The organism is Acidimicrobiia bacterium (assembly GCA_029210695.1).
Lineage (GTDB): Bacteria > Actinomycetota > Acidimicrobiia > Spongiisociales > JAHEDJ01 > JAHEDJ01.
Genome location: JARGFH010000021.1, coordinates 33,484 through 60,325, shown reverse-complemented (window position 1 = coordinate 60,325; position 26,842 = coordinate 33,484). Strand labels below are relative to the sequence as shown.

General features: G+C 63.7%; 24 protein-coding genes. 9 read left to right on the top strand and 15 right to left on the bottom strand.

The window, feature by feature from the left end:
* Window positions 1-605: IS21-like element helper ATPase IstB (istB, locus tag P1T08_08725; GenBank protein MDF1596167.1), on the top strand; the 605-nt coding region annotated here is incomplete at its 5' end.
* Between the two features lie 302 nt (window positions 606-907).
* On the opposite strand, the gene P1T08_08720 is transcribed toward istB, so the two are convergent.
* The 3 genes from P1T08_08720 to ychF are packed head-to-tail and all read right to left on the bottom strand — an operon-like array spanning window position 908 to window position 2,431.
* A complete protein-coding gene (locus P1T08_08720; protein MDF1596166.1) occupies window positions 908-1,099 on the bottom strand; it encodes a flagellar biosynthesis anti-sigma factor FlgM in 192 nt (63 codons plus the stop codon).
* 46 nt (window positions 1,100-1,145) lie between these two features.
* Window positions 1,146-1,325, bottom strand: coding sequence for a flagellar biosynthesis anti-sigma factor FlgM (locus P1T08_08715; GenBank protein ID MDF1596165.1), 180 nt, complete (start codon window positions 1,323-1,325; stop codon window positions 1,146-1,148).
* A gap of 29 nt (window positions 1,326-1,354) precedes the next feature.
* Window positions 1,355-2,431 (bottom strand): redox-regulated ATPase YchF, encoded by a 1,077-nt coding sequence (gene ychF / locus P1T08_08710; GenBank protein MDF1596164.1) that lies wholly within the window; start codon window positions 2,429-2,431, stop codon window positions 1,355-1,357.
* Between the two features lie 75 nt (window positions 2,432-2,506).
* Here ychF and P1T08_08705 point away from each other — a divergent pair, with 75 nt between their 5' ends.
* Window positions 2,507-3,499, top strand: a complete 993-nt coding sequence (locus tag P1T08_08705) for an NAD(P)-dependent glycerol-3-phosphate dehydrogenase (protein ID MDF1596163.1) — start codon at window positions 2,507-2,509, stop codon at window positions 3,497-3,499.
* A gap of 3 nt (window positions 3,500-3,502) precedes the next feature.
* Here P1T08_08705 and P1T08_08700 read toward each other — a convergent pair whose 3' ends face one another.
* The 6 genes from P1T08_08700 to P1T08_08675 all read right to left on the bottom strand — a co-directional run bounded on the left by P1T08_08700 (window position 3,503) and on the right by P1T08_08675 (window position 11,624).
* Window positions 3,503-4,411, bottom strand: a complete 909-nt coding sequence (locus P1T08_08700) for a hypothetical protein (GenBank protein ID MDF1596162.1) — start codon at window positions 4,409-4,411, stop codon at window positions 3,503-3,505.
* Entirely contained in the window at window positions 4,408-6,783 is a 2,376-nt protein-coding gene (locus P1T08_08695) for an SMC family ATPase (GenBank protein MDF1596161.1), read from the bottom strand. Before P1T08_08695 ends, P1T08_08700 begins: the two co-directional genes overlap by 4 nt.
* Window positions 6,773-7,906: an exonuclease SbcCD subunit D gene (locus P1T08_08690; GenBank protein ID MDF1596160.1), complete on the bottom strand. Its 1,134-nt coding sequence runs from the start codon at window positions 7,904-7,906 to the stop codon at window positions 6,773-6,775. Before P1T08_08690 ends, P1T08_08695 begins: the two co-directional genes overlap by 11 nt.
* 84 nt (window positions 7,907-7,990) lie before the next feature.
* Window positions 7,991-9,412 (bottom strand): glutamine synthetase family protein, encoded by a 1,422-nt coding sequence (locus P1T08_08685; protein ID MDF1596159.1) that lies wholly within the window; start codon window positions 9,410-9,412, stop codon window positions 7,991-7,993.
* A 51-nt stretch (window positions 9,413-9,463) separates the two neighbouring features.
* Window positions 9,464-10,231, bottom strand: coding sequence for a glucose 1-dehydrogenase (locus P1T08_08680; protein ID MDF1596158.1), 768 nt, complete (start codon window positions 10,229-10,231; stop codon window positions 9,464-9,466).
* A 13-nt stretch (window positions 10,232-10,244) separates the two neighbouring features.
* Window positions 10,245-11,624 (bottom strand): glutamine synthetase family protein, encoded by a 1,380-nt coding sequence (locus P1T08_08675; protein ID MDF1596157.1) that lies wholly within the window; start codon window positions 11,622-11,624, stop codon window positions 10,245-10,247.
* Between the two features lie 78 nt (window positions 11,625-11,702).
* On the opposite strand from P1T08_08675, the gene P1T08_08670 reads away from it, so the two are divergent.
* Window positions 11,703-12,395 carry a gamma-glutamyl-gamma-aminobutyrate hydrolase family protein gene (locus tag P1T08_08670; GenBank protein MDF1596156.1) on the top strand — a complete coding sequence of 231 codons (693 nt, stop codon included), beginning with the start codon at window positions 11,703-11,705 and terminating at the stop codon, window positions 12,393-12,395.
* A 2-nt stretch (window positions 12,396-12,397) separates the two neighbouring features.
* Here the strand turns inward: P1T08_08670 and P1T08_08665 are convergent, their stop codons facing one another.
* The 4 genes from P1T08_08665 to P1T08_08650 all read right to left on the bottom strand — a co-directional run bounded on the left by P1T08_08665 (window position 12,398) and on the right by P1T08_08650 (window position 16,595).
* Window positions 12,398-13,102, bottom strand: coding sequence for a fructosamine kinase family protein (locus P1T08_08665; protein ID MDF1596155.1), 705 nt, complete (start codon window positions 13,100-13,102; stop codon window positions 12,398-12,400).
* Window positions 13,103-13,125: 23 nt separating this feature from the next.
* Window positions 13,126-13,593 (bottom strand): low molecular weight phosphotyrosine protein phosphatase, encoded by a 468-nt coding sequence (locus tag P1T08_08660; GenBank protein ID MDF1596154.1) that lies wholly within the window; start codon window positions 13,591-13,593, stop codon window positions 13,126-13,128.
* A gap of 86 nt (window positions 13,594-13,679) precedes the next feature.
* Window positions 13,680-14,849 carry a winged helix DNA-binding domain-containing protein gene (locus tag P1T08_08655; GenBank protein ID MDF1596153.1) on the bottom strand — a complete coding sequence of 390 codons (1,170 nt, stop codon included), beginning with the start codon at window positions 14,847-14,849 and terminating at the stop codon, window positions 13,680-13,682.
* Between the two features lie 66 nt (window positions 14,850-14,915).
* On the bottom strand, window positions 14,916-16,595 hold the full coding sequence (locus P1T08_08650; GenBank protein MDF1596152.1) for an ATP-binding protein: 1,680 nt from the start codon (window positions 16,593-16,595) through the stop codon (window positions 14,916-14,918).
* Window positions 16,596-16,732: 137 nt separating this feature from the next.
* On the opposite strand from P1T08_08650, the gene P1T08_08645 reads away from it, so the two are divergent.
* Together P1T08_08645 and P1T08_08640 are read left to right on the top strand one after the other, a co-directional pair.
* Window positions 16,733-17,557 (top strand): CPBP family intramembrane metalloprotease, encoded by an 825-nt coding sequence (locus P1T08_08645; GenBank protein MDF1596151.1) that lies wholly within the window; start codon window positions 16,733-16,735, stop codon window positions 17,555-17,557.
* Window positions 17,557-18,255, top strand: coding sequence for a hypothetical protein (locus P1T08_08640; protein MDF1596150.1), 699 nt, complete (start codon window positions 17,557-17,559; stop codon window positions 18,253-18,255). Before P1T08_08645 ends, P1T08_08640 begins: the two co-directional genes overlap by 1 nt.
* Here P1T08_08640 and P1T08_08635 read toward each other — a convergent pair.
* The gene (locus P1T08_08635) at window positions 18,231-19,466 is read right to left on the bottom strand and encodes a PQQ-dependent sugar dehydrogenase (GenBank protein ID MDF1596149.1); all 1,236 of its coding nucleotides are present in this window, start codon (window positions 19,464-19,466) and stop codon (window positions 18,231-18,233) included. The two genes, P1T08_08640 and P1T08_08635, sit on opposite strands and share 25 nt — an antisense overlap.
* 85 nt (window positions 19,467-19,551) lie before the next feature.
* Window positions 19,552-21,297, bottom strand: coding sequence for an EAL domain-containing protein (locus tag P1T08_08630; protein ID MDF1596148.1), 1,746 nt, complete (start codon window positions 21,295-21,297; stop codon window positions 19,552-19,554).
* 236 nt (window positions 21,298-21,533) lie between these two features.
* Here P1T08_08630 and P1T08_08625 point away from each other — a divergent pair, with 236 nt between their 5' ends.
* From P1T08_08625 to P1T08_08610, 4 genes are all read left to right on the top strand, one after another.
* The gene (locus P1T08_08625; GenBank protein MDF1596147.1) at window positions 21,534-22,808 is read left to right on the top strand and encodes a cystathionine gamma-synthase family protein; all 1,275 of its coding nucleotides are present in this window, start codon (window positions 21,534-21,536) and stop codon (window positions 22,806-22,808) included.
* Window positions 22,809-22,896: 88 nt separating this feature from the next.
* Window positions 22,897-25,068: an MFS transporter gene (locus tag P1T08_08620; GenBank protein ID MDF1596146.1), complete on the top strand. Its 2,172-nt coding sequence runs from the start codon at window positions 22,897-22,899 to the stop codon at window positions 25,066-25,068.
* Complete coding sequence (locus P1T08_08615) at window positions 25,065-25,436, top strand: lipopolysaccharide assembly protein LapA domain-containing protein (GenBank protein MDF1596145.1); 372 nt, start codon at window positions 25,065-25,067, stop codon at window positions 25,434-25,436. The genes P1T08_08620 and P1T08_08615 overlap by 4 nt, the downstream gene beginning before the upstream one ends.
* A gap of 10 nt (window positions 25,437-25,446) precedes the next feature.
* Window positions 25,447-26,808, top strand: coding sequence for an FAD-dependent oxidoreductase (locus tag P1T08_08610; protein MDF1596144.1), 1,362 nt, complete (start codon window positions 25,447-25,449; stop codon window positions 26,806-26,808).
* The last annotated feature ends 34 nt before the right edge of the window (window positions 26,809-26,842 follow it).

Here is a 26,842-nt window from a genome sequence, read left to right as displayed (position 1 = left end):
TTCCACGGACCCCGACTCCAACCGCCAGGGTCACTATGTCAGGCCACCCCTCTTACACAGAGGATCTGACACGCCCCCAACGCAGCCTGAAACGAGACACACTGCTCCACCTCGGGGCTCTCGACTTCATCCTGGCTCGAGAGAACGTCGTGTTCCTCGGGCCACCCGGCACCGGGAAAACCCATCTCGCGATCGGGATCGGGGTCAGAGCCTGCCAAGCCGGCCACCGGGTCGCTTTCGCCACCGCCACCGACTGGGTCAGCCGTCTCGCCCAAGCACACACCCAAGGCCGGCTCGGAGACGAACTCGCCCGATTAGGGCGGATACCGCTGCTCATCGTCGACGAAGTTGGCTATATCCCCTTCGAAGCCGAAGCCGCCAACCTGTTCTTCCAACTCGTCTCCGCCAGGTACGAAAGGGCCTCGGTAATCGTCACCTCCAACAAACCGTTCGGACGGTGGGGCGAAGTCTTCGGTGACCCCGTCGTCGCCGCAGCCATGATCGACCGGCTCGTCCACCACGCAGAAGTCGTCTCCCTCAAAGGAGACTCCTACCGACTCAAAGACCGCGACCTAGGGAGAGTGCCAACCGACAACACAGAGTGACCAAAACCCGGCCCGGGGGGTCAATTTTCAACCGGTGCCAGGGGGTCAATTTTCAGGCGGTGTTGACAGGCACAACTACTGCCGCGTAGGATGAAAATTGGAGGCTGGCTCTGACGGCTTCCGCCCCATAACCCCCCAACGGATGGGGTCGTGAGGACGGGTTCACCCCGGCGCCGTGCTCAACAAGACGACCCCGATAGGAGGCTCCGGTCAACCCCCCTTGCCGGAGCCTCCGCCTTTGTCCAAACCGAACCAGCCTCCCGCCATGCAGTTGCGCTCGTCGGCGGTACGAGAGCCTCGGCTCACCCGGCGACGACTCGACGCTCGAGGGGGATCTCTTCGATCAGTTCAGGATTCTCGCCCCACTTGGGCCGGCCGAAGAGAATTGCCGCGGCGATCTCTTCAGCAGGCACGAAATAATCTCCGGCCGCGATTCTCTCAGAGAGATCATCGAGCCGGGATTGCCACCAACTGCGGTGCGTTTCCTCGATCATCACATAGAAGCATCGGCACGCCAACCGCCACTATTGAAGGGAAATCTCACGCGCAGTGGTTGTTTCTGACCAAATCGGTCAGAACGGCCAGTGCAATCTCGTCGGATGGGACCTCATAGGATCCGGCGGCCACCAGCGCTTTGAGGTTCCGCACGAATTCGGCGCGGGCTTCCGCAGGCGCCATCGGATCGAGCCGCGGTATCTCTGTGTCGAGCTGATCGACCATCACCCCGAGAATAGCGGCGGGCGTTCCAATCAGACCGAGAAACGCACGTTGATAACGTCGCCTTCGACCATGGTGTACGACTTCCCTTCGACCCGCACGAGCCCGGCCGCCTTGGCAGCATCCCAGCCTCCGGCTTCGATCGCAGCATCGATCGGCACGATCTCCGCCCTGATGAATCCCCGCTCCAGGTCGGAGTGGATCTTCCCGGCCGCCTCAGGGGCGGTCGCTCCCACCCGCACCGTCCACGCATGAGCTTCCTTCGGGCCGAGGGTGAAGAACGACTGCAATCCAAGCGCCGTGTACGACGCCCGCACCATTCGATTCAGGGCCCCCTCACCGAGGCCAAGGCCTTCGAAGAGCTCCGCTCGATCGGCAGGATCCAGCTGAGCAGCCTCCTCTTCCAGGACGGCAGACACGGCGACGACGGTATCGCCGGGCGGGACGACCTCCGCCACCTCGCCGGCCAGAGCGCCGGCGTCGGCGTCCTCCCCGGCGTTGACCACCCAAACGGCCGGCTTCAGCGACAGCGGGGCCAGATCCCGGAAGGCGGTGAGGGCTTCCCGCTCCCACGCGTGCTGCCGGAGGGCTTCACCCGCCTCCAGCACTGCGGTCCCGGCCGCGATCGCCTCGGCCGCTCCGCGTTTCGATGAGTCGGCGGTTGCCTCCTTGGCGAGTTTGGCTCGCCGGCGTTCGAACACATCGAAGTCGGCCAGGGCTAGCTCGAGCAGCAACTCCTGCGCTTGCGCAACGGCGTCGACGCCGGATTCATCATCGGGGACTGCCACATCTTCGAACGCCCGCAACACGATGGCGAGCGCTTCGACATCCCGGAGTCGAGCCAGGAACTGGCCGGCCAATCCCCCACCGTGTCCCGGTTTGACCATGGCCGGCACATCGAGGAGTTCCAGTTGCGCATGCACGATCTTGACCGAGCGCTCGACGGCAGCCGCACGATCGAGCCTGGAATCGGGAACGGAAGCGACCCCCACATTTGGTTCGAGGGTCGAGAACGGATGAGCAGCAGTCGGCGCAGTCAGCCCGGTCAACGCGTTGAACAGAGTGGTCTTACCAACGTTGGGGTACCCGAGTATTCCGATCTTTGCCACAGCGAGCGATTGTAGCCGTGGCTCACATCGCGCAGTTTGGTGCCGTATCGTGGGATTCCGCCGAAAGGATGTTCGATGAAGATGGCTGTGATTGGTGCCGGTTCCTGGGGTACGACGGTGGCGGCGCTGGCGGCTCGCCGCCAACCTGTGACGTTGTGGGCTCGACGGAACGAACTCGCTGTGGCGATCAACGCAGGCGAGAACCCGGACTACCTGACTGGTTTCAGACTTCCCTACGGCTTGCGCGCCTCCACTGATCTCGAACAGACAGTGGCCGGCGTCGAGGCGCTCATCATGGCGGTTCCGTCCCACGGCTACCGGGCGGTCCTCACCGAGTTGGCCGGCTTCGTCGGTGACGATCTTCCGATCCTCAGCCTGACCAAGGGCATCGAGCAGGAATCACTCAAGCGAATGAGCGAGGTTACGGCGGAAGTCCTCCCCTCCCACGACCCGGCGACGATCGGTGTTCTCACCGGTCCAAATCTGGCGAAGGAGATCATGGAGGGTCAACCCGCCGCCACCGTCATTGCTATGTCCGACCTCGGAGTCGCCGGCTCACTTCAGCAGGCGTTCATGGATCCGACGTTTCGCGTCTACACCAATCAGGACGTGATCGGTTGCGAAACGGCCGGGGCACTCAAGAACGTGATGGCCATCGCAGCAGGGATGGCACGCGGCCTGGGCCTCGGGGACAACACGCTGGCTGCGCTGGTTACGCGGGCGATCGCCGAACTCACGAGGCTCGGTGTAGCACTCGGTGGTGAACCGAATACGTTCGCCGGCCTCGCAGGAGTTGGAGATCTCATCGCCACCTGTACGAGTTCTCAGAGCAGGAACCATCGCGTAGGAGTGGAACTGGCCAAAGGGCACTCGCTCGACGAGATCATCGACGACATGCGCATGGTTGCCGAAGGAGTCAAGACGACCAGAGCCGTCCTGGATCTGGCAGAAAGAGTCGGGGTGGAAACGCCGATCGCCGCCCAGGTCGGCCGCGTCCTCTACGACGGCGCGCACCCGCGCGAGGCGGTGTTGGCCCTCATGACCAGGCAACCGAAACGCGAAGCGTGATACTCAGGTCGCCGCGACCCGCAGATCCCGAAACAGCAAGGCCTGGTCGCCCAAACGCCGGCGTAGCTCTCGCTCCAGTCCGGCGATCGGATAGAGATTCTGGGGAGCGCGCGGGTCCTTGTGCCCCTGAGATGCGAAGCGTGGGAGTGAGACGCTGACCAGATTTGCGAGTTCGACCGCCGACGCCGGTGACTGATCGGCAGAGGCTTCGAGGCGGACGACGGACGCAAGCGGATGCCCGGCCGGTCCCGGCAAGCGCACGTACCACATGTATCGCGACCACGACGTGGTCGAGAGGAACACGGGAGTCCGCTGGCCTGCTGCGAGGGACCCGAGAACGGGTCGGACGGCCGGCGGAAGGTAATGAACATGGTGGGTCTTGATGTAGCCGACCGACGACGGAACATGCTTCCCGGCCCTCAGCGGACCGTCTGCCACGACCAGGTCGGCGCCCTCGTGTTTGGCAACGATGGCGCCTTCCAGCTCACCCATCCGCTGCTGCATGGCCAGCCACAGCGCCTCCGGGGACTCCCCCGCCGCCGCTCGCACCGAATAGCAGGAGCGCCTGGTCACGATATCCTCGGCTTGGTTGGCCGACGTGAACAGGCCGCGTTCGACGACCGTCTCGACGAGATCAGCGCTTCCATCGGCCCGCACGGCCCCTGCCGCATACGAGGCACAGATTCCGAGGGCGGTCGTTCCATCCGGCTGGGTGATCCAAACGTTGGCGTCGATCCGTCTGACGCCGTCGACGAAGAGCACAGATGAAGCACCCGCACCGGCCGGGCTGACAGGAGCCCAATCGGCGGCAGCAACCTCGACATCGAGCGCCGGGGGCGACGTCGTGTCTTCCATCTCGGCGCCCGAGGCAACACCGTACTCGGGCGCCCATGGCTCAATCGAGAACTTCATGCGTCCACCCGCTCAACCGTCGCTCCTCCCGGACCCTTCCGGATCTCAAACCGGACCGGCACCTGATCGGCGAGATCCTTCACGTGAGTGATCAATCCAATCATGCGGCCATCGGAACCGAGTTCGTGGATAACGGTAGCGACCACATCGAGGGTTTCCGCGTCGAGTGCGCCGAACCCCTCGTCGAGAAACATCGATTCGAGACGCGCAACACCCTGTGCCGACATGGAGGCCAGTTCCTCGGCAAGTGCGAGCGCCAGGGCGAGGGACACGAGGAAGGTCTCGCCACCGGAGAGCGTCTTGACCGAGCGTCGCTCATCGGCATTTCGATGATCGATGACCCGGAACTCCCGTTTCTCCAGCTCCAGCGAAAACGCTCCGCTGGACAGATCATCGAGGCGCAGATTCGCTCCTTGGACGAGAGCTTCGAGGGCTTCAGCCATCACCCAGCCCTCGAAGCCGTTGGCCGCCAGATGATGGGCCAGGCTCTTGGCGATCAGTGCCGACTCCTGTTCAGCGTCGCGTTCTTTCGCTAAACCGGCCGCCTTAACTCGTGCGCTTGCGATGTGCTCCACTTGCTGGGTGGCGGCGGCCAGCGCATCGACACAGACATCGCGGGCTTTGCGATCGCCCACCGCCAGGTCGAGAGCGGCGAGGTCTTTGGCGAATCGCTGCTCGTGCGCAGCGACCGCGGCTGCAGCCTCCTCGACAGACTGAGCCTTTGCGTCCGCTTGTACGGAAAGCTCGTCCGCCATCCCGACTGCCCACTGGACGAGCGCAGACCAATCGGCGTCGAGCCTCTCCCGTTTCGGAGTCGGTGGTGCCAGCGCCGCTACCTTGTCGCGAGTCGCGTCGAATTGGCGACGGGCCTCCTCAACTCGCCGCGCCAGATCCTGGCCCTCCCGGCGGGCGGACTCGACTGCTTGGACGGCCGCCAGTTCCATTTCGCGCCCCGCTCGAAGTGCCGTATCGAGGTCGGTCCGCGCCTTCTGGAGCTGCAGGGTCTCATCGGCATCGGGCTGGCCGGCCAGCCGGTCGCGCAGCACCGCAATCCTGTCTGCACCTTCGGTGTAGCGGGACTCGATCGCCGCCAGTGCCTCACCCGCCTGTGCAGCAGCCGTCGCAGCAGCCGTCCGGTTCACCCGGAGGCGATCGGCTTCGCGTTCTGCCGCCTCCAGTGCGGCGGGCGTACTCAGCGCGGGAATCGACTCGACCCGCTGGTGGCACACAGGGCACGGTTCTCCGACCGCCAGATGCGCTGCCAGAGCATGTGCAGCGTGCTCGCGTCGCAGACCCTCGATGCGCTCCACAGCATCATCGAACATCACCTCGGCCGCGGTCGCCTCGGCTCGTGCCGCGGTGGCGGCCTTGCAAGCCGTGTCCACCTCGAGCGAGATCGTCTTCTCCGTCTCGAGTTCATGGGCGAGCCGCTGATGCAAATCGCTGAGCCGGGCGACCGCGGCTGCGTCGGCCAGGCCGGCCGACTGCTCATCGAGGCTCCTGCGTTGCTCGGCCGCCTCCGTAGCGGCAGCTTGAGCGGCAGCGAGCCGGCCGGAGACCTGATCGGCGAGTTCGACGAGCTCGGCGAGCCCGGCGGGCGAAGCGACCGATCGAAGAATCTCCACATTGCGGCGGGCGTTGGCGGCAGCCTCCTCATCGAGGCGCGCCGATCTGCGGGTTTGCTCGAGTTCCGGCTCCAGAGCATCGATCTCGTCGCGCAGTGCGGCCAGCCCGACCCGTCGTGTTTCGGCCGCCTCCAGCGCCGCCTCAGTTGCAAAGGCGAGATCGTTGATCTGGGTGGTCAAAACCTCGACCCTGGCGTCCGCCAGGCGTTGCCGCTCGACGGCAACCTCCCTGATTCGCCGGTAGCGGCCAAGGTCCAGCAACTGCCGCAGGAGTTCCTGGCGTTTGGCGGCTGAGTCGTGTAGGAATGCTGCGAATTGACCCTGTGGCAGCACAACGCACTTCGTGAAGTGATCGAACCCGAGCCCTAGCAATGCCTCAACCGCTTCTGTGACCTCATCTGCGCCCATGATCGGCTCGGCACCGCCCTCGAGACGAGCTTCCGCGGTGGTCGCACCGGTCTTGGTGCGCCGGACTACCCGCGCTGCGGAGTAATTCGTGTCTCCGACGGAGAAATCGAATCTGACCCTTGCCTCGTTCTTCCCCAACGAGACGACGGGTTCAACGGCCCGCTTATCGCCGTAGCGGGGCACGATCCCGTAGAGGGCGAAGAGGATCGCGTCGACCAGACTCGACTTCCCGCTCCCGGTAGGCCCAACGAAGGCGAAGAGGTCGGCACCCTCGAAGTCGACAATGGTTTTGTTCCGAAAGGCGGTGAAACCTTCGAGTTCGAGGCGCCTAGGTCTCATAGGTTTCCTCGAGCAACAAGTCGAAGAGGGCGGGGAGCCGTGGATCATCGACACCCCGGTCCTGAAGGTATTCACGGAAGAGTTCGGCGGCAGATCTACCGAGGCGGGCTTCTACCTTCGGTCCGGCCCTGTGCTCGGCCGGCGCGGCCAGCAGAACATCGACGGCCTCCGGAAAGAGCCGGCGGACCTCATCCGCCAGGCCCGCCCTGGCCGGTTCGTTGAGCTCGACTTTCAGGTACGCATCGCCGGTGGTCCCGACCAGCGCTTCGACTTGTTCGAGAGTCCCGTTCAGCCGGATGAGCCGCCGCCCAGTCTCGAGCCGCACCTCACGCACGGCGGCAGGGAGCCCTGGCTCGGCTTCGACAACGAGCACGCCCTTCGTATCATCGACCTCGCCGAAGTCGAGTTGGAGTGGTGACCCCGAGTACCAAACGGGTGCGGGGGCGGGTACCTTCTGAAGGCGATGTAGGTGGCCCAGCGCCACGTACGAAAGCGATCCGGGAAAGGATTGGGCGGCGATTGCGTACGGGAATACGTGAGCGGTTCGCTCTCCTCCCCCCATTTCGCCGCCGTGCACGGTGAGATGGGAGCACAGGATGTTCACCTCATCGGTGGTCATGTCCTCGGTGAGCCTCCCGATGATCGCACCGAGCCGCCCGGCGTACCTACCGTCGTGCTGATCGGGATCAAGTGCCATGAGGTCATCAGCGGTGACGATCGCCCGCTGGCTGAGGAACGGAAGCAGCGCCACCCTGGTGTTGAGATCGGGCAACCGAACGACGCCCCCCTCGTCGGCTCTGGCAGGGAGCGCCAGCACCGTGACCCGCCCGAGTTCTAGAAGCGGAGAGACGGCTTCGAGCCGCCGTGGGTGATCGTGGTTGCCGGACACAACCAGCACCGGGGCCACCCTCGCCAGACCGAGGAGCGCTTCGTAGACGATCCGCTCGGACTCGGCACTGGGAGCCGAGACGTCAAAGAGGTCGCCGGCCACCAGCACGAGATCCACCGCTTCGGCCGCAGCTATCCCGGCGATTTCTGACAAGACCGCCCGATGCTCGTCGGCGCGACTGCGGCCGCGGATCGTCCGTCCGACGTGCCAGTCGGATGTGTGCAATAGCTTCACGGCGGCGATGGTACCGGGAGCAAGTGACGGTATCGCGAATGAAGTGCGCCGGGCGGGTGCCGCGCCCGCCCGGGTTCTCGCCCCCTACAGATCGAAATACAGCTCGTACTCGTACGGATGGGGCCGGACGTGAACCATGGCGACTTCAGCATCCATTTTCACCTTCAGATATGAGTCGATCAGCTCGTCTGGGAACACACCGTCCCCGGTCAGGAATGCCCGATCGGCGTCGAGTTCGGCCAGTGCCGCCTCGAAAGTGATCGGAACGTCACGGAGCTTGGCCTGTTCCTCGGCCGGCAAGTCGTAGATGTTCACGTCGTATGGCCCAAATCCCTGCTTCGTCGGGTCGAGCTTTCGATTCACTCCATCGATACCGGCCATGAGCTGGGCGGCAATGATGAGGTAGGGGTTGGCGGTGGCGTCGGGCATCCGGTATTCGACCCGAGCCTCCCGTTCGTTCACTGCGTAGCCCGGGATTCGCACTGCAGATGACCTATTCCCGAGTCCGAACACGAGCTTGACGGGCGCCGCCATGTTGGGGGCGAATCGCCGGTAAGAGTTGGTGCTGGCATTCCCGATTCCCATCAGCGCCGGCGTGTGCTCGAGCAGTCCACAGAGATAGTTGGTGGCGAGTTCACTCAGTCCGCCGTAGCCGGCGACGTCGTAGAACATCGACCGCTCGCCATCGGTGAGGTACTGATGGAAGTGGGTACCGTTGCCTGCGTGCCCCTCGAACGGCTTCGGCATGAACGTCACGATCTTGGAATACTCGAGCGCCGTGTTCTTGATGAGGTAGCGCATGATCATCATGGAGTCGGCAGTGCGAACTGGCGTATCGAAATACACCTCGATCTCCGCTTGTCCCGGCGTGCCGAGTTCCTGGTGGTGGTACTTGACGGGGATACCGATCGCTTCGATCCGGCGAACCATCTGTTCTCGTATCGGGGCAAACCGATCGAGGGGCAGATCGACCTGCCCCACTTTGGCCATCCCGGTCAGTCGGTAGAGAGGCTGCTCGCTCTCTCCCCAGCCGACGGCATGGGATTCCACGTCGTAGTGAGCAGACCCGGCCGAGGATCCATAGTCGGCTCCGTCGAGGATGTAGAACTCCAGCTCAGGCGAAAAGAGGGCCGTTGCTCCCAGCCCGAGGTCCGCAATAGCCTGCTCGGCCTTCTGGAGCACGAACCGCGGATCACGCTCGTAGCGATTTCCGTCGTTGTCGTACATGTCGCAGATGAAGGCCAGTGTTGGTCGTGTGTGGAACGGATCAACGAACCCTGTGGAGATATCCGGTCGAACCTTCATGTCACCGGACTCAATCGTCCGGTAGCCCGGATATGGAGACAGGGAGATCCCGGTCCCCTCTTCGAAGAGTCGCTTGCCGACATGCGCCGCCGAGTAGGTCATACGACGCCAGCGACCCTGCAGGTCGACGACCTTCACATCGATCTGCTCGATGCCTTCCCGCTCGATGTATTCGAGTACCTCGCCAAAGCTGCCGAACATCGCGCCTCCCTGGAACCTAAAACCCAAAACCTAGAACTTCGAACCTGTTCTTCATTGAGGCGTCACATAGGCAGCCGTGATGCCTCCGTCGACCATGAATTCGGTGCCGGTGACGTAGGAGGACTCATCTGAGGCCAGGTAGAGGGCAGCTTCGGCCATCTCCCTGGCCTCTCCGAATCTCCCCATCGGCACATGCACCAGACGGCGCTGCTTCTTCTCGTCGGTGTCGAGGAACTTCATGAGCAACTCGGTCCGCAACGGACCGGGGCACAGCGCATTCACCCGGATGTTCTCGCGAGCATGGATCACAGCCAGTTCCCGGGTGAAGCTGAGTACCGCTCCCTTTGACGCGGTATAGGCCACCTGCGGCGTGGCAGCGCCCAGTTTGGACACGAACGAGGCTGTGTTGATGATCGAACCGCCGCCGGCGCGGCGAAGGGCGGGTATGCCGTATTTGCAGCCGAGAAAGACACCCTTGGCGTTGATTCCCATCGTGAGATCCCACACCGATTCTTCGGTGGAAACCGCGTCGTCATCACGCGAGTCCATGATTCCGGCGTTGTTGAACAGGATGTTGAGCTTGCCGAACTCCTGCTCGGCTGCCGCCACCATGGCCTGGCAATCGTCGGCGGAGGACACGTCCGCTCTGACATGAATCGCCCGGCCATCCGCAATAGATGCAGCAGTGGCCGCCGCGGATGCCTCGTCGATATCAACTGCCACCACTGCGGCTCCCTCGGCGGCGAACAGCAACGCCGATTCCCGCCCGATACCGCGGCCGGCACCGGTGATCAACGCCACTTTGTCGTCCAGTCTCATCGAGGCTCCTTTCTCAGATTCGTTCGAAGTAGCGCTGCCGTTCCCAATCGGTCACAGCATTCTCGAAGGCCGCCTGCTCGGTCTCGAAGAAGTGGACGTAGTGCTGCCGAACGTCCTCCCCGAATGCGTCTCCGGCAAACTCGCTGTTCTTGAACAGTTCGACGGCATCTCGAAGCGAGCGCGGCACCCGGGGCAGGTCATTCGCCGAGTAGACGTCGCCTTCGAAGATCTCCGGCGGTTCGATCTGGTTGGCGATCCCGTCCAGTCCGGCGGCCAGCGTCGCCGCGTAGGCCAGATACGGATTGACGTCGCCGCCCGGCATGCGGTTCTCGATCCTGAGGCTCTGGCCCTTGCCCACCACCCGGAAACCGGCGGTCCGATTGTCGTAGCTCCAGGCGATGCGCGTCGGCGCCCACGATCCGTCCTGATAGCGCTTGTACGAGTTGACGGTGGGCGCGTAGAACACCATCAGTTCCGCCATTTTGTCCATCCAGCCACCCAGGAACCAGCGGAACTCGTCCGAACTTTCGATCGGCCCTATCCGGTGCTCACCGGGGAACACGCTGCGGTCGCCGTCCCACAGGCTGACGTGGAGGTGACAACTGGAGCCGGCTTCAGACGCGTCGGGCTTCGCCATGAACGTGATGGACATGCCGAGGGCGTCTGCGGTCTCCTTCATGCACTGCTTCATGACCACATGACGATCCGCCATTTCGAGCATCTCCGCATACCGGATGTTCATCTCATGCTGACCGCGTCCGAACTCTCCCTTGGAGGTCTCCACCGGGACTCCCGATCGACTGAGGTGCCTGCGCACCGCCCCGTTGTACGGTTCCTCCCGCGTCCCCTGCAGCAAGTGGTAATCCTCGATGTACCAACCGGCAGGCTGTAGCCCGGCATAGGACTTCCCGGCGGCCTCTCGATACGAGTCGGTGAAGATGAAATACTCGAGTTCTGACGCCGCCTTGGCCGACAATCCCATCTCCCTTGCACGCTGGAGTTGCCTGCGAAGGATCGAGCGAGGTGCAACCGTCACGAGATCGTGCACCCGGTCGTCTTCGAGGTCGCACAGCACGATGGCGGTCTTCGGCAGCCAATCTGCGACCCGGAGGGTGTCCGGGTCCGGCACCATGTGAAAGTCGCCGTAGCCGAGTTCCCAGTTGGCGTAGTCATACCCTCGCACCGGCTGCATCTCCATGTCGACGGTCAGGAGATAGTCACAGCCATGCGTGCCGGTGGAATGGATCTCATCGACGTAGAACTCGGCGTCGTACCGCTTCCCGTGCAGCCGTCCGTAGAGATCGGTGAACCCGACGACGACCGTGTCGATCTCATCGGCCTCGACACGTACCTTGAGTTCCTCGATCGACAGCAATCCTCGGATACCCGCCATGAAACCTCCAACGATGGTCTGCGCCGTCGATGCCAGGCTAGAACGGTGGCGAGGGCGATCGCGGTCTACCATCGACCCATGTCGGCCGTCTCGGTTCTCCTCCATCTCGAAGACACCGGTCCGGGGCATCTCGCCACCGCCCTCGATGCGAACCGTGTCGACTGGGACGTCATCCGGGTCGCCGACGGCGAGCAGCTCCCCGACCCGTCTCGCTCACCCGCCGTCGTCGTCCTCGGGGGCGCCATCGGGGCCTACGAGATCGAAGCGAATCCGTTCCTGGTTGAAGAGATGGAGTTCCTTCGCACGGTGATCGGCGCCGGCATCCCGGTGCTGGGGATCTGTCTTGGTGCGCAAGTCGTTGCCGCGGCCATGGGTGGTCGAGCCTTCAAAGCGGACCTCCCCGAGATTGGCCTGGTGGATTTCACTTTCACAGCCGTCGGTGAACGCGATCCCATCATGATGGCGCTGGGCGGACCGATGGTGGCGGTGCACGAGGACACGTTTTCCCTGCCGGACGGTGCGCAGTTGCTCGCCTCGACCAGTTACCCGCACGCGTTCCGGGTCGGGTCGGCCCTGGCAGTGCAGTTCCATCCGGAAGTCGATTCTGCGATTGTGGCGACCTGGCTGGAGCACGACACCGACGATCTCTTCAGGGAGGCCGGGGTCGACCCGGACGAGTTCCTGCGGCAGGTGCAGCAACACGACGTCGCACTCGAGGAGCGGGCACTCCGGTTCTTCAATGCTTGGCTGGCCGACGCCGGCCTGATCTGACCTCACCAGCCGAGTTGATCGAGCCGTTCCTCGACCATCCGAACGTAGCCACCGCCGAACAGGCGAACGTGCACGAGGAGGTGGTGCAGTTGGAGAGCCGGCCGCCGGTGCTCCCATCCGTCTGCGAGTGGCCAGGCTGCGAGGTACCCGTTCCACATCGCCTGCGGAATTCCACCGAATACCGCCATGAAGGCCAGTTCTACTTCACGATCAGAGAACGACACGGCCGGATCGATCAGGTAGGCACCGTCGACAATGTTCCCGGACCAGATATCCCCGTGGACGAGACTCGGTTCCGGATGGTGGGCTTCGAGCAATTCGATGATTGGCCCTTCACAGGCGACCAGGAGGCGGCGGCGTAACCGATCAGGTACCGAACGATCATTGAGATGAACCAGTACCCGGCTCTCGGCGAAAAACACACCCCAGGAAGCCGTCCACGGATTCGGCTGCGGGAGAGAGCCAATCACGTTGTCTATCTCGTATCCGAATCCGTCGGCGGTTGCACGATGGACGTTGGCGAGCGTCGCCCCGAGCGCTTCCCAACCCGGGGTTCCCGACACCCAGGTCATGACCAGCTCACCGCGGTCGACGCTCAACACTTCGGGGACCGGCGCGCCTGCCGAGGCCAATCGCCGGAGCCCGTCCGCCTCGAGGCGGGCGTCGTAGGCCGTCGTCTTGATCGCAACCGATCGATCGTCGACCATCGCCCGGCGTACCGTCGCCCAGCTCAGCTGTCCGACCCCTGCAGCCGGGTGATGAGCCCGCGGGCGGCGGGAAGAATGAGATCGATCATCTCCCGGTAGTCCTCATCCGTGCCGTAGTAGGGATCCGGGACTTCCTCTCCCACCGATTCGGGATCGAAGTCACGGAAGAGGTGAACCTTGGCGAGGCCGTCGGCGGATGGAGCCATTCTGCGCAGGTCTTCGAGATTGGTGTGGTCCATCGCCACGATCACGTCGAACTCCTCGAAATCCTCGAGGCGGACCTGGCGGGCTCGACCCTCGACGGTCAACCCGGCTGCGGCCCCGGCTGCCTGAGAACGTGGATGAGGTGGATCGCCGATGTGATATCTGCCGGTTCCGGCCGAGTCCACCTCGGCCTCTAACCCGGCATCGGCGGCCGCGGCACGAATGGCCGCTTCGGCGGCCGGAGAGCGGCAGATGTTCCCTAGACAAACGGTGAGGATGCGCGTCACCCGAGAAACCTACCCTCCGTTCTTGCGTCGCTCAAGCGCGCATACCGCCGCCCAGAACCGACGCAACAACGGGACAACCACGGGGGCTAGCTCGATAGTTTCCGCTCGAGCGGCACCCGGAAGCGCGGCTTGATGCGGAGGTCACCGAGCCAGGCGGTCAACCGGTGAGCCTCCATCGCCACCGCTCCGGTGGCCTCTGCTCCAACGTCCTCGAGGAGTTTCACCGCAATCTCACCATCGGCTCGCTGCGCCCACCCGCCGACGACGCGCCCGTCGACCCACACGGTCGGGCCGGCGTTGCCGTTGGTATCAAACAGTTGCGCCTGGTGACCACTGAGGAACCACTCCCGTTCGTTCCATCCCATTACCGACGGATCCAATCCGGGTAAGAGGGCAATCGATGGTTCCGGAGGGTCGACCGGGTCGAGATCATCGGCCAGCACCAGGCCGGTCCCGGTGTCGAGCGCGACTTCCTCGACGTCCAACCGGGCGAGTGCACGCCGCGTCTTGGCCAGCGTCCAACCCGCCCACCACCGCAGATCGGTCATCGTCCCGGGACCGTACGAATCCAACCACCTCCGCAACAACTCCGTTTCCGCCCAGTCGGCCTCGACCTCGTCGAGCCCTCCTTTCAGCCATCCGTTGGTTGGCGCCCAGCGATACTGGCTCGATTTCCAGGTCCCGCGCGGACGCCCCCGCAGGATCCGGCCGGTGGTGGCCAGCATGAACAACACCCGGGTCGAAACCCCGACCGGCCCGCCCCACGATTTGCCTTCCCCGAACATGAGTTTCTCGCCCAGTTCCGGGACAAGGACTGTCAACTCAGTCGCAGTCGCCTCGCCGAGTTCTTGCAGCGCGGCCATCGTTGCGCCCTCTACGTCTGACAACCAGCGATTTCCGTCTCTCGCCACATTCTGATCTTCGATCATGCCGACGAGCCGGCGCCGCTCTGCGGAGGCCAGTTGCCGTGCACACGCTATGTCCATGATCGACGCCAGATCGGTGGGCACTACGAACAGTGTTCGGCGCATTCCCAGCATGCGCACCAGCGACTTCCGTTCGTAGAGCGCCGATTCCAGATCGGCCGCCACAAACCCGTCTACCCGGGCCCAGGCCGATAGATAGACGCTCACGGGATCGCTCGAATGGAAGCCGACCAGGCCGGCGGCCACGGCATCGACCCCGGCGGCCGGCAGGCCGAGGTGGTGGCGGGCGACCAGCCGTGCTCTTCGGTCCGCGGTGGTAATCCGTCTCATCGCCCCTTCCTCCCCACTTTCTCAGCAATGGAATGCATCACCACGATGCACAGCATTGCGGAGAAACTAGGTCAACCCTTCGAACGGGTCGTCTGGTTGGTCACCGGCAGGCGCCGGGCCGGCTTCGCTGGCTCGCGTCGCCCAGGCCGGGAACGGGAACTCGAGAACCAGCGGAACAGGGATTTCGGGTTGCGTGACCAGCATGGTGCCGGGCTTGAGGATCGTGGCCCGCTGTCGCTGTACCGAGGGCAAGAACCCGTATTCATCGCGGGACGCTTCGGCGGAATCCAGCCTTCCGACCACGCGGATCGAGGAGTTGGCGATGATCCGTCGCTCGACCTCTGAGGCCGTCTGCTGTGCTCCGATGAGGATCACACCGAGCGATCGGCCGCGTTCGGCAACATCGAGCAGGATCTCTTTGATGGGGCTCGAGCCCTCCCTCGGGGCATACTTGTTCAGCTCATCGAGCACGATCATCAGCAGTTCGTCCGACTGCCCTGCCTTCTCCTTGTCGTCGAACGCTCGCCGCACGGTCACGCCGACGACGAACCGCTTGGCCCGGTCGTGGAGGTTGTGCAGGTCGACGACCGTCACCTGATGGTCGAGGGCCACCCGGTGACGCTCTGGATTCGGGAGATCAGCTCTTATCAATCCTTCGACGTGGCGAACCGCCCCCTGGAGACGACGCACAAAGGCGTTGACGGTGCCCGTCCCGATGGCCGGGCCGGCCCACTGGTAGCGCTCCTCCTCGTCCTGAACTCGCAGGGTGATGAGGTCGGCCAGCTCACGAAAGGTCCGGACGGTGGTTCCCTCGATGACGACCCCACCATCGTCTAGCTTGGAAGCCCGCCGCAACTGCGCCATGACGTTGTAGACGACCATCGTGTAGTGAGCTCTGTCGTCCTCCGAGTCCGCAAACAGGAATGGCAGCAGGTCGTCGTGGCAGAACTCCGCCAGGCTCCAGTAGAAGGAGGTCACGCCCTCGGTGCGGGCATTGACATCCGGAGCCCCGGTGGTCGACCCGCGCCGGGGTGGGGCGAATATCCCTACCGACCGAAATGGCTCGGCAGGCAAGCCCAGCAGGAGATAGCGATCTGCCTGGGTGTCATCGAGGGCCACATTGGGTCGGTCGAGGAAGAGGAGATCTTCGCCTTTCACGTTGAAGATGAGCGCCTTCGTATTGACAGATCTTGCACCGAGCACACCGGAGCCGAACAGGGAATGGAGCAAGAACGTCGCATACGTCGTCTTGGTAGCAACGCCGGAAATACCGGAGATATTGACGTGCGCTCCCCGGCGGCCGTCGAGGAACTCCAGGTTGGCGTAGAACACCTCGCCGCTGCGCGACAACCCGATCGGGAGGCGCTCCGTCATCTTGTCGAAGAACAGCGCCTCATCCCGCTCCTCACCGCGTGCGCGCCGCACTTCCTGGCCGGGCCGCGGGGGCACGAAAACCTCCGGCTCGAAGCGGGTCGCCGTCACCTGGGCGGACTCCGACACCTCCGCCGGCAGCAGACCATCCTCAATGAGGAACACATCCGAGTCGAACCGCGCACCTTCATGACGGGCCCGGACCTGGCCGACCATGCCGTAGATCTTCACGATCTCTCCATCGGGAAGGGTGCGTTCGAGCGCCACCACATCATCGAGCTGAAGGTACTGCCCTTCCGCCACGCTCACCCAGAACTCCAACGGAGTGGCATCGTCGGTTCCGATCACTCTGCCTGCAAACTCGCGCTCGATCAACGGAATCCTTTCATCGACGCGGAGCGTAGCAAGCGGGCGAGACACGCAATATCCAAGTGCCAGGTTCCGCGTTCTGAGCTCCGACGGCCGAGCGCATTCCGCACCCGGCGGCAACGGCTCACTACCCTCCCCCACCGATGCAGATCACGGCACCGACCAGAGCCCGAACCATGTGGCACACCTACGTCACGGCGACCCGCCGGGAAACCGATGGGGCGTCCGACGTCTACCGGATCAATACGCCTTCGGTCGACGCCGACCGCCGGGCAACGATCGTGCTCATCACGTCCGTGGTTGTGCTGATGATCACCAACTTCGGCACCGATTGGCAGTGGATGGCCGGACTGGCCGGAAGCATCGGCGTTGACGGCCCGACCGCGGCCTTCACGACATCGGGAACTGCCGGGTTCAACCGGCTCGCCTGGTGGGCAGTGATTCAGATCTCGGCGTACGTCGCCCTTCCCCTCGTGGCGATTCGATACGGGCTGCGCGGCCGACCGGCCGACTTCGGCGCTGCCCGTTCGATCAAACACGCTCCCGTCTACCTCGGCCTCCTGGCCTTCAGCATCCCCATCATCGTGGCGGTTTCGTTCACCGGGGCATTTCAGGCGAAGTACCCGTTCTACGATCTGGCACCAGGAGAGCCCTTCTGGCCCTATTTGTGGATCTGGTGGCTCCTTTACGCTCTGCAGTTCATCGCACTCGAGTTTTTCTTTCGCGGATTCATGGTGCACGGACTCAAGCATCGGTTCGGCTACATGGCCGTGATCATCATGGTTGTCCCCTACACGATGATCCACTTTCGCAAGCCGCTCCTGGAAGCCATCGGCGCGATCTTCGGAGGCACGATCCTGGGAACGATGAGCCTGAAGACGCGCTCGGTCTGGTGGGGGGCTGCACTCCACATCACCATCGCCGGAACGATGGATGTGCTGTCGCTGGCCCACAAGGGCCTCCTCTAGTGCCTTGGCTCGAAGCGATTCTGACCGGGGCAGGCGGAGCCGGACTCGCCTGGATCGCCGGCCTTCCGCTCGGCCTGGCGCCGGCAACGGCGGTGATCGGAGGGCTCAACGGCCTCATCTCCGGCAGCCGGGCAATCTACGATTGGCGGACCGCAGGCGGATGGGGCGGGTATGCCCTCGACTCATCCTGGGGGTTGATCGGAACCGCAGGTTCCCTGGTGCTGCACCTAGTCCAGAGGGTGCTGCCTTCCGGGAACTACCGGAAGGATCTCAGCCGGAGGCGCGGCCGCCACGTTTACGAGGGCGGCTATCGACTCAAGCGGAGCTTTGCGACCACCGTCGGCAATGTGATCACCAACGCAGATGGGCTCAACGGACTCGACGGGGCAAGCGGACCGCGCCGGCGCCTCCTCATCGATCGCCATGAGATGTTGCACGTGTGGCAGCACCGCTGGTTCGGCCCGCTGTTTCCCGCGCTGTACGGGGGGTGGGCAGTTGTTGGCGCGGTCGGCGGTCTGCTCGTTGGCCTCTTGACCAAACGCTCAGTTGCAAAGGCGATCTTCACGATCGCTTACTACGACAACCCCTTCGAGTACTGGGCATACCGGCGCGACCGCTACTGGCCTCCCTCCGGAGCCGATCCGAGCCTGGCCTGGCGCGGAACGGTTGAGGATCAACGGACCGGGACGATCTTGTAGACCGATTTGCCTGCCGTCACGTAGAGCTCACCGAAGGCATCCGTACCGAACGAAGTCACCGCGCCGAGGGTCCCAAGGTCGTCCGTCCAGTCTGTCGGTTGCGTGACCGCCGATCCATCCCAGACGAAACTGCGCAGCCATCCGCCGCAGTAGTCCGAGTAGAAATAGTGACCGGTGAGTTCCGGGATCTCACTGCCGCGGTACACGTACCCACCGGTGATGGAGCATGCTCCACCGTCACCGTGGGTCACCTCGAGGACCGGCAGCGTGAGACCATCTACGTCGCATCCGCTCGGAGGGGCAAAGCAGTGCAGCCCTTCCGTGAGCGGCCAGCCGAAGTTGAGGCCCTGCCGTGATGCCGGTGCAACGTCGATCTCCTCATAGGTGTTCTGACCGACGTCTGCGATGTAGATCAGGTCGGTGTCGAAGGAAAAGCGCCACGGGTTGCGGAGCCCGTACGACCACACCTCATCGAACTGGTTGCCGGGGGCGGGTCCGAACGGGTCGACTTCGAAGCGGAGGATCGCCCCGAAAACGGTGTCGCTCCGCTGACCGTTTCCAAACGCGTCGTTGGAGCGGCCGCCGTCGCCAAGTGCCAGATATAGAAACCCGCCGGGCCCGAACGTCAGCATTCCACCGTTGTGGTTGGAGGCCGGCTGGTCGGCTTCAAACAGGATCTCGCCCGAGGCAGGGTCGGCGCGGTCGGGATCCGCAGAGACGTGGTACGAGGCGAGCACGGTGTCACCCCGGGCGTCGGAGTAGTGGACAAAGAACCGCCCGGTGTCTGCGAAGGAAGGATCGAAGGCAAGCCCGAGCAGTCCCTGCTCGCCCTCATCGCGCACAAGATCCGAGATATCGAGGAACGGATCCTCGAGGATGGCGCCCGACCGCCAGACCCATATGTAACCATCTTTGGAAACGATGAACAGCCGCGGATCATCCGTGGGGGCGTCGACAAAGACCGGGAAGCCCAGATTGGCGGCGACTTCCTCATATGCAAGACCCAGCAGCGGATCCGAGGAGACACCGGTGACGGTTGTGGTATCCGGCGCAGGTTGAGTGGTAGTCGTAGAGCCTCCGGTCGCCGTCGCCGGCGTAGGTCCGGCAACGCCGGTAGCCGCTCCCGGTGCGGTGGTGTCAATGACGATGGCCTCTTGCCCCGGACCGGAGCAGGCGGCGACCACCAATGAAAGAACGATCAACCAGCGCATGGGGGAAAACTAGTGCGATCTAGACCACACCGGGAATCAAGTCAAAGACGTCCAGACCGCCGCACGGAGGAGCCCACCGGCGTAATCAGAACCCGAGCCTCCCCTGCGATTGCATCTCCGAGATGTCGCCGGGCGCCAGTAGTTTCTCCTCTAGTTCGCCGGCGGTAGCCGGCACGCTGAAGTAGAAGCCCTGCGCGATCCGACAACCCAGCTTCTTGAGCCACTCGGCCTGGATCTCGAGCTCGACGCCCTCGGCAATGATGGTCAGACCCAGTCGCGCTCCCAGGTCGACGATGGTCTGGACAATTCCGGTGTCGACCCCCTCGCCGACCAGGCCCCTCACAAACGTTTGATCCACCTTCAAGATGTCGACCGGAAGCCGGCGCAGATAGGTCAGCGAGGCGTAGCCGGTTCCGAAGTCGTCGATGCTGACCCGCACCCCCACGGCCCTCAATTCGTTGAGGACTCTGGTGGCGTGGTCTGCATCGTCGATCAGAACCGTCTCGGTGACCTCCAGAACCAGATCACTCGGAGCCAGGCCGGTGCTTTCGAGCGTGGAATGAACGAAGGCAGCCAGACCCGGTTGGAGGAGTTGCCGGGCGGAGAGGTTCACCGACATCATGAACGGGCCGGCGGGACCCATACGACTGCGCCACGCCGCTCCCTGCCTGCAGGCTTCTTCGAGAACCCACGACCCGATCGGCACGATCAACCCGGTCTCCTCGGCAACAGGAATGAACTCACTCGGACCGACCAATCCACGGCTGGCGTGTTGCCACGACACGAGGGCCTCTACTCCGACCACCCGACCCGTGGTCAGCTCGATCTCGGGTTGATACAGGAGCGTGAACTCACCATTCTCGATCGCCCGATGAAGCCCTGTTTCGGTCTCGATTCGCCGGGCAACCCGAACGCGCATCACCTCATCGAAGAGCTCATAGCGCGCCTTGCCACGGTCCTTCGCCTGGTACATCGCCGCGTCTGCGTCGCGGAGCAGATCTTCTGGTCGGTCGTCGGGATCATCGGCCAGCACGATGCCGATGGAGGCGGTCACGAAGAACTCCTGTCCGTCGAGCAAGAACGGCGATTGCAGGGTTGCCCGCAACCGGTCGGCAATCCGGATGGCCTCGGACGCATCACCGATCTCCTCCGAGAGGATGGTGAACTCATCGCCGCCAAACCGCGCAACCGTGTCCCCCGGCCGGAGGGCTTCGCGGATACGTTCGGCTACTGCGCGGAGCAAATCATCCCCTGTGTCGTGGCCGAGGCTGTCGTTGATGAATTTGAATCCATCGATGTCGAGGAACATCACGGCCAGCATGGATGGCTTGCGCCTCATCCGTGCCAGTCCGAGCCCGAGCCGGTCGATGAAGAGAATGCGGTTCGGTAATCCGGTGAGTACGTCGTGGGTGGACTGGAAGGCGAGTTCGAGTTCCGCTCGCTGTCGTTCGACCGAATACCGAATCGCACGAACGAGGAGAGCTCCGTCGACCTGGCCTTTGATCAGGTAGTCCTGCGCACCCTCGTGCAACGCCGTGAGTGCGAGTTCCTCGTCATCGTGGCCGGTCAGCACGACGACCGGAACAGAAGGGGCCAGAGCCCGCACTTGCTCGAGGCCCTCGAGCCGATCGGCATCGGGGAGGGTGAGATCCAGCAGAATGCAGTCGAAGAGGTGGTTGCGCAACGCACTCCTGGCATCGGCCAGGGTCGACACGTGGGTCATGACCCACGATGAAGGCTCGGCTCCGTCGAGCATCAGCTGCACGAGGTGCGCATCGGCGCGACTGTCCTCAACGAGCAGCAGACGGAAATCCGCTCCCACACGGTTCATCGCGGTGTCCAAACCCGGAAACGCAGCCGGAGCCCCGGGATACCGGAAACGCGCGCACAGCGCGCAACCACACTCGACCTCTGCCCCGAAAACCTCATAGCCGCGTCCCTGATTGGCTAGTTAACACGGTAGTGGTAGTCATAGTCATATGTCACGCTCTGTGGGGTACCGGTCCGGCCGCGGCTCCGGCCAAACCGGTAGGCTATACGTACGTCATCCATCAGGAGCGTCGGCCAATGTGTGCGAAATGGGACGATTCGATCGAAGGTCGAAAGCTGCACCCTGAAAGCCTCATGTTGGGGTACGGGTACAAGCCGGAGTGGTCGGAAGGTTCGCTCAAGAGCCCGATCTTTCAGACCTCCACGTTCGTATTCAAGACGGCCGAGGAAGGCAAGGCTTTCTTCGAAGTCGCCTACGGTCTGCGCAAAGCAAACGAGGGCGAGGGTATAGGGCTCATATACAGCCGCCTCAACAATCCCGACCTGGAAATCCTCGAAGACCGCCTGTCGGTGTGGGACGGGGCCGAGGCAGCCGCCGCCTTCAAGTCGGGGATGGCGGCGATCAGCACAACGATGTGGGCATATTTGCGGCCCGGCGACGTGCTCCTCTACAGCCGTCCGATTTATGGTGGCACCGACCACCTGGCCAACTTCGTGCTCCCGGAGTTCGGTATCACGCCGATCGAATTCGAATGCCGGGATACCATCGACTCCATCGAAGCTCGCCTCACACGCGACGCCCCCGGTCGGCGGATCGGGCTCATTCTGATCGAGACACCGGCCAACCCCACCAACGACCTGATCGACATCGCGATGGGGGTCGAACTCGCCCGCAGGCACTCGACAGACGATCACAAGGTCCCGGTCGCCGTCGACAACACCTTTCTGGGACCGGTGTTCCAGCGGCCGCTGGACCACGGAGCAGACATCGTCATCTACTCGGCCACCAAGTTCATCGGGGGGCATTCCGATTTGATCGCCGGAGCCGCCCTCGGCTCGGAAGAGATGATGGCTCCGGTGAGGGCGATGCGCACATTTCTCGGAACCATGGTCGGCCCCTGGACGGGCTGGCTCCTCCTCCGCAGCCTCGAGACGTTGAACCTACGGATGACCCGCCAGGCTGCCAATGCCGCCCGGGTCGCCGAGTTCCTTCGCGACCACGACAAAGTTTCGAATCTCCACTACCTCGGCCATCTCGACGCGGGCCACCCACAGTTCGAGCTGTTCAAGCGCCAGTGTCTCGGCTCCGGGTCGATGATCGCCTTCGAGATCCCCGGCGGAGAACCGGCGGCCTTCCGCTTCCTCAACGCGCTCAAGATGGTGCATCTAGCAGTTTCGCTCGGCGGGACCGAATCACTGGCAGAGCACCCGGCCAGCATGACCCACGCCGACGTGGAACGCGAGGAGAAGGACCGCCTGGGTGTCACAGAAGGGCTGGTCCGGATCTCGATCGGCGTCGAGCACCCGGATGATCTGATTCTGGATATCGGCCAAGCGCTGGATGCGGTGTGAGACCCGGCCCTAGTCGGGCGGCTCAGGGGTGGCGGCGACGCGCTGCCCTGCGAGTCACGACCACGATTACCTGCAAACCGGGGGAACGATGAGCACCCAGCCGGTCGACGAAGCGACATACAAGAGACGTATCCGAGCCTGGACGATGTACGACTGGGCCAACTCGGCGTTTGCCACGACGATCCTCGCCGCAGTGCTCCCGGCCTACTACAGCGAAGTGGCAGGTGCGACGCTGCCAAGCGCAGCCGTGGCCACGGCCTACTGGACCACGACTCTGAGTATCTCGCTGATCATCGTTGCCCTGATTTCTCCCGTCCTCGGCACCATCGCCGATGTCATACGCGGAAAGAAAAAGCTCCTTTCGATCTTCGTTGGTGTTGGCGTTCTCGGCACCGGCCTCCTGGTTCTCGTCAGCACCGGTGACTGGTTGCTCGCTTCCGTTTTCTTCATAGTCGGGCGGGTCGGGTTCGCGGCCGCCAATGTGTTCTACGACTCCCTCCTTCCACACGTCGCTCGCCCCGAAGATCAGGATTCAGTGTCGGCACGGGGCTACGCAATCGGGTACCTAGGTGGCGGCCTCCTGCTGGCGGTCAACGTTGCGATGATCTTCATCATCGGGTCGGAGACGGGCGCCCGCCTGTCGTTCCTGTCGGTGGCGATCTGGTGGGCCGTTTTCTCGATTCCAATCCTCCGTCGAGTCCCCGAGCCGCCGGCTGCCGGGGGCGACCTGCGACCCGGCGAAACCGTCATCCGGGTCAGCTTTGCTCGCCTCGGCGAAACGCTGCAGAACCTCCGCCGGTACAAGGAACTCTTCAAGTACCTAATCGCTTTCCTCATCTACAACGACGGAATAGGCACGATCATCGGTGTGGCGGTCATCTACGGGGCGGAACTCGGCTTCGGCACCACCGAGTTGATCCTGGCGATCCTGCTCGTTCAATTCGTCGGCATCCCCTTCAGCCTCGTCTTCGGCCGAATACCGAGGTCCGCCGACCCGAACCGGGCGATCTACCTTGCCTTCATCGTTTTCAACATCGTTGCCCTGCCGCTGGTGGGCATCATCGGTGCACGGGCGATGCCGGCCGACACCGTCGGAGCGGCCCCCGCTCCGTTTGTGGCGAGCGGTGGAATGGTCGGCGAAGGGATCTACGCCATCACGGACCCGGCCGTGGAGCTATCAGGAGCGTGGAGCACCATCACCGCCGCCACCGTCGCCGAGCAAACAGGTGGGATCAGCGACGCGGCGGCTGCGGTTGCTCCGGTGGTTCTCGCCGTAGCCCTCACGGGTCTCGTGGTGGCCTGGGTCGTGGCACGCCGGCATAAGCGGGCCGGCTCCAAATCAACACCCTGGATGGCCATCAGCATTGGAACCGCCGGACTCGTCGGGTTGCTAGTCGCAGCACTCGGTCAGTTGATTGTCCTGACCACTGCCGACCCCATCGCCCATTCGACCGCCTCAGGTCCGGCTGCGGTGCAACTCGAATACAACGGCCGGCAGGTCGAGATCACCCACAGTGCAGGACCCGACCACGGGACCTGGACGGTCGAGGTCGATGGAAGCCCTCTGATCGAAGACGGCGAACCGGTCGAGATCGATGCAGGCAACGACACGCTCCGGTACGGAGTGCGCACGACCATCGACGCCGGAGCCCCCGGGGCCCACACCCTGACCGTCCGAAACGGCGGAGGCGTAATTGCGATCGGGGAAATCGAAGTCCTCCCGCCAATCCGCGCCAGCAACCTCGGAACGATCCTGGCGAGCCTGCTGATCGTCGAGATCATCGGGTTGGCGCTGTCTGCCCTGTTCGGCAAACAGTTGTTCGGCGCCGCTGCGGACGCAATGACCACCAAGCGGGCCATCATCCTGGCGCTCATCGCCTACGCCTTCATTGCCGTGTGGGGGTTCTTCCTCGACGCGGTAATCGAATTCTGGTATCTCGCCTGGTTGGTAGCCGTCGTTCAAGGTGGGAGCCAGGCCCTCAGCCGCAGCCTCTACTCATCGATGTCGCCGACGTCGGTCAGCGGCGAGTTCTTCGGGTTCTTCTCAGTCATGTCGAAGTTCTCATCGATCGTCGGTCCCGTGATTTTCGCCGGAGCTGTTGCCGTCTTCGGCAACAGCCGCCCCGCCGTCCTCAGTCTGGTTGCCTTCTTTGCCGTTGGTATCGTTCTGCTGCAACGAGTTGATGTTGAAGAGGGCCGCAGGGTGGCGATCGAAGCGGATCGGCGTTTGCTGGGCAATAACCGGGAGGGCGAAACATGAGCAAGGACTCAGACAACTGGGATGACTTCACCCTGAGCAAAGAAGAGCCGGTCCCCGAGGAGGTTCACACAGGCAAAGAGCCTCCGGGTCTCCGCCAGGACGGAACGGGCATACGCTGGAGTCTGATTGCCGGTCTGATCCTCATTGCCGCCATCACAATCCTGGCGGCCCAAAACACGCAGAACGTGCGGCTCAACTACCTCGGCTGGACCGGCCGGGCTCCGCTTGTCGCCATCATTCTGGCGACGGTGTTCGTTGCCGTACTCATCGATGAGGCGGTCGGGTTCTTCTGGCGGCGCCGGCACCGGCGCTTGGTCGCCGAACGAGAGGAGCTCAGGCGACTCCGATCCGAGCGCTCCTCTAACTGAAAGGATCGTTATGCCCCAGCGCCTCGTAGTGATCGGCGGCGACGCAGCCGGCATGTCCGCCGCCAGCCAGGCCCGCCGCCGTCAACGACCGGATGATCTCGAGATCATCGTGCTCGAAATGGGCAACTACGTCAGCTATTCGGCCTGTGGTGAGCCGTACTTCGTCTCAGGCGAGGTCGAGGACTTCGACGACCTTCAGGTACGGACCCCTGAGCAATTCTGGAAGGTGTCGATCGATGCCAGGATCCGCCACGAGGCGACCGGGATCGACACCGACAAGGGACTGGTGACGTTTCGGAATCACGTGGACGGCTCTGAGGAGACGATCGGCTACGACCAATTGCTGTACGCGACCGGCGCGCAATCTCTGCGCCCGCCCATCGACGGCATGGATCTCGAGGGCGTGCACGAACTGCGGACACTCGACGACGCACGCGCACTTCGTGCGGTGGCAACCGGCGGTGCCCGCACGGCAGTGGTCGTGGGCGGGGGCTACATCGGCCTCGAGGTCGCAGAGGCTATGCACACCCTCGGGCTGGACACAACCATCGTCACCATGATGCCGACCGTGCTCGAGCGGACCTTCGATCCCGACATGGCCGCCAAAGTCGGTGATCGCATCCAGGAGATGGGCATCGACCTCATCACCGAGCACAAGGTGGAATGTCTAGAAGGTCGCGCCGGCAAGGTGGTCGGGGTCGGATGCGCGGACCAGAGCATCAATGCGGACATCGTCGTGCTGGCCCTCGGCAGCCGGCCCGCCACGCGCCTGGCCGCCGAAGCCGGCATCCCGCTCGGCGCGTCGGGCGCCGTCACCGTCGACGAGCGACAGCGCACCTCCATCGATGGAGTCTGGTCGGCCGGCGACTGCGCAGACGCCATGCATCGCATCACGGGCCAACCCATCAATCTCCATCTCGGCACGGTCGCCAATAAAGCCGGCCGGGTGGCCGGCATCAACCTCGGCGGGGGCGATGCCACTTTCCCGGGTGTGCTGGGGACCGCCATCACCAAGGTCCACGACTTCGAGATCGCTCGCACCGGTTTGACGGAGTTCGAAGCAGAAGCGGCCGGAATCAAGTACGCAGCTGCCGAGGTCGGGAGCAGCACGGCAGCCCATTACTGGCCGGGGTCATCTCCGATGCGGATCAAGATGGTGGCAGAGCGCGGTACCACCAGACTGCTTGGTGCGCAGATCATCGGTGGACCCGGTGCAGGCAAGCGGATCGACACCGTGGCTGCTGCCCTATGGGGTGGCATGACGGCCGGTGATCTGGCCATGGCGGACCTGTCGTACTCGCCGCCGTTCTCGGGGGTGTGGGATCCGGTCAACATCGCGGCGCGGAAGGTGGCGGCCGCCGCCGGCATCTAGTGATCGGCTCACACAGCCATCCTGCAGGGGCTCA

What these genes read in the sequence shown, in the direction of transcription:
- P1T08_08720 (MDF1596166.1), bottom strand. Translation starts at nt 1,099, where the DNA reads ATGATCGAGGAAACGCACCGCAGTTGGTGGCAATCCCGGCTCGATGAT.
- P1T08_08715 (MDF1596165.1), bottom strand. Translation starts at nt 1,325, where the DNA reads ATGGTCGATCAGCTCGACACAGAGATACCGCGGCTCGATCCGATGGCG.
- P1T08_08705 (MDF1596163.1), top strand. Translation starts at nt 2,507, where the DNA reads ATGAAGATGGCTGTGATTGGTGCCGGTTCCTGGGGTACGACGGTGGCG.
- P1T08_08700 (MDF1596162.1), bottom strand. Translation starts at nt 4,411, where the DNA reads ATGAAGTTCTCGATTGAGCCATGGGCGCCCGAGTACGGTGTTGCCTCG.
- P1T08_08695 (MDF1596161.1), bottom strand. Translation starts at nt 6,783, where the DNA reads ATGAGACCTAGGCGCCTCGAACTCGAAGGTTTCACCGCCTTTCGGAAC.
- P1T08_08685 (MDF1596159.1), bottom strand. Translation starts at nt 9,412, where the DNA reads ATGTTCGGCAGCTTTGGCGAGGTACTCGAATACATCGAGCGGGAAGGC.
- P1T08_08680 (MDF1596158.1), bottom strand. Translation starts at nt 10,231, where the DNA reads ATGAGACTGGACGACAAAGTGGCGTTGATCACCGGTGCCGGCCGCGGT.
- P1T08_08675 (MDF1596157.1), bottom strand. Translation starts at nt 11,624, where the DNA reads ATGGCGGGTATCCGAGGATTGCTGTCGATCGAGGAACTCAAGGTACGT.
- P1T08_08670 (MDF1596156.1), top strand. Translation starts at nt 11,703, where the DNA reads ATGTCGGCCGTCTCGGTTCTCCTCCATCTCGAAGACACCGGTCCGGGG.
- P1T08_08665 (MDF1596155.1), bottom strand. Translation starts at nt 13,102, where the DNA reads ATGGTCGACGATCGATCGGTTGCGATCAAGACGACGGCCTACGACGCC.
- P1T08_08655 (MDF1596153.1), bottom strand. Translation starts at nt 14,849, where the DNA reads ATGAGACGGATTACCACCGCGGACCGAAGAGCACGGCTGGTCGCCCGC.
- P1T08_08645 (MDF1596151.1), top strand. Translation starts at nt 16,733, where the DNA reads ATGCAGATCACGGCACCGACCAGAGCCCGAACCATGTGGCACACCTAC.
- P1T08_08635 (MDF1596149.1), bottom strand. Translation starts at nt 19,466, where the DNA reads ATGCGCTGGTTGATCGTTCTTTCATTGGTGGTCGCCGCCTGCTCCGGT.
- P1T08_08630 (MDF1596148.1), bottom strand. Translation starts at nt 21,297, where the DNA reads ATGAACCGTGTGGGAGCGGATTTCCGTCTGCTGCTCGTTGAGGACAGT.
- P1T08_08625 (MDF1596147.1), top strand. Translation starts at nt 21,534, where the DNA reads ATGTGTGCGAAATGGGACGATTCGATCGAAGGTCGAAAGCTGCACCCT.
- P1T08_08620 (MDF1596146.1), top strand. Translation starts at nt 22,897, where the DNA reads ATGAGCACCCAGCCGGTCGACGAAGCGACATACAAGAGACGTATCCGA.
- P1T08_08615 (MDF1596145.1), top strand. Translation starts at nt 25,065, where the DNA reads ATGAGCAAGGACTCAGACAACTGGGATGACTTCACCCTGAGCAAAGAA.
- P1T08_08610 (MDF1596144.1), top strand. Translation starts at nt 25,447, where the DNA reads ATGCCCCAGCGCCTCGTAGTGATCGGCGGCGACGCAGCCGGCATGTCC.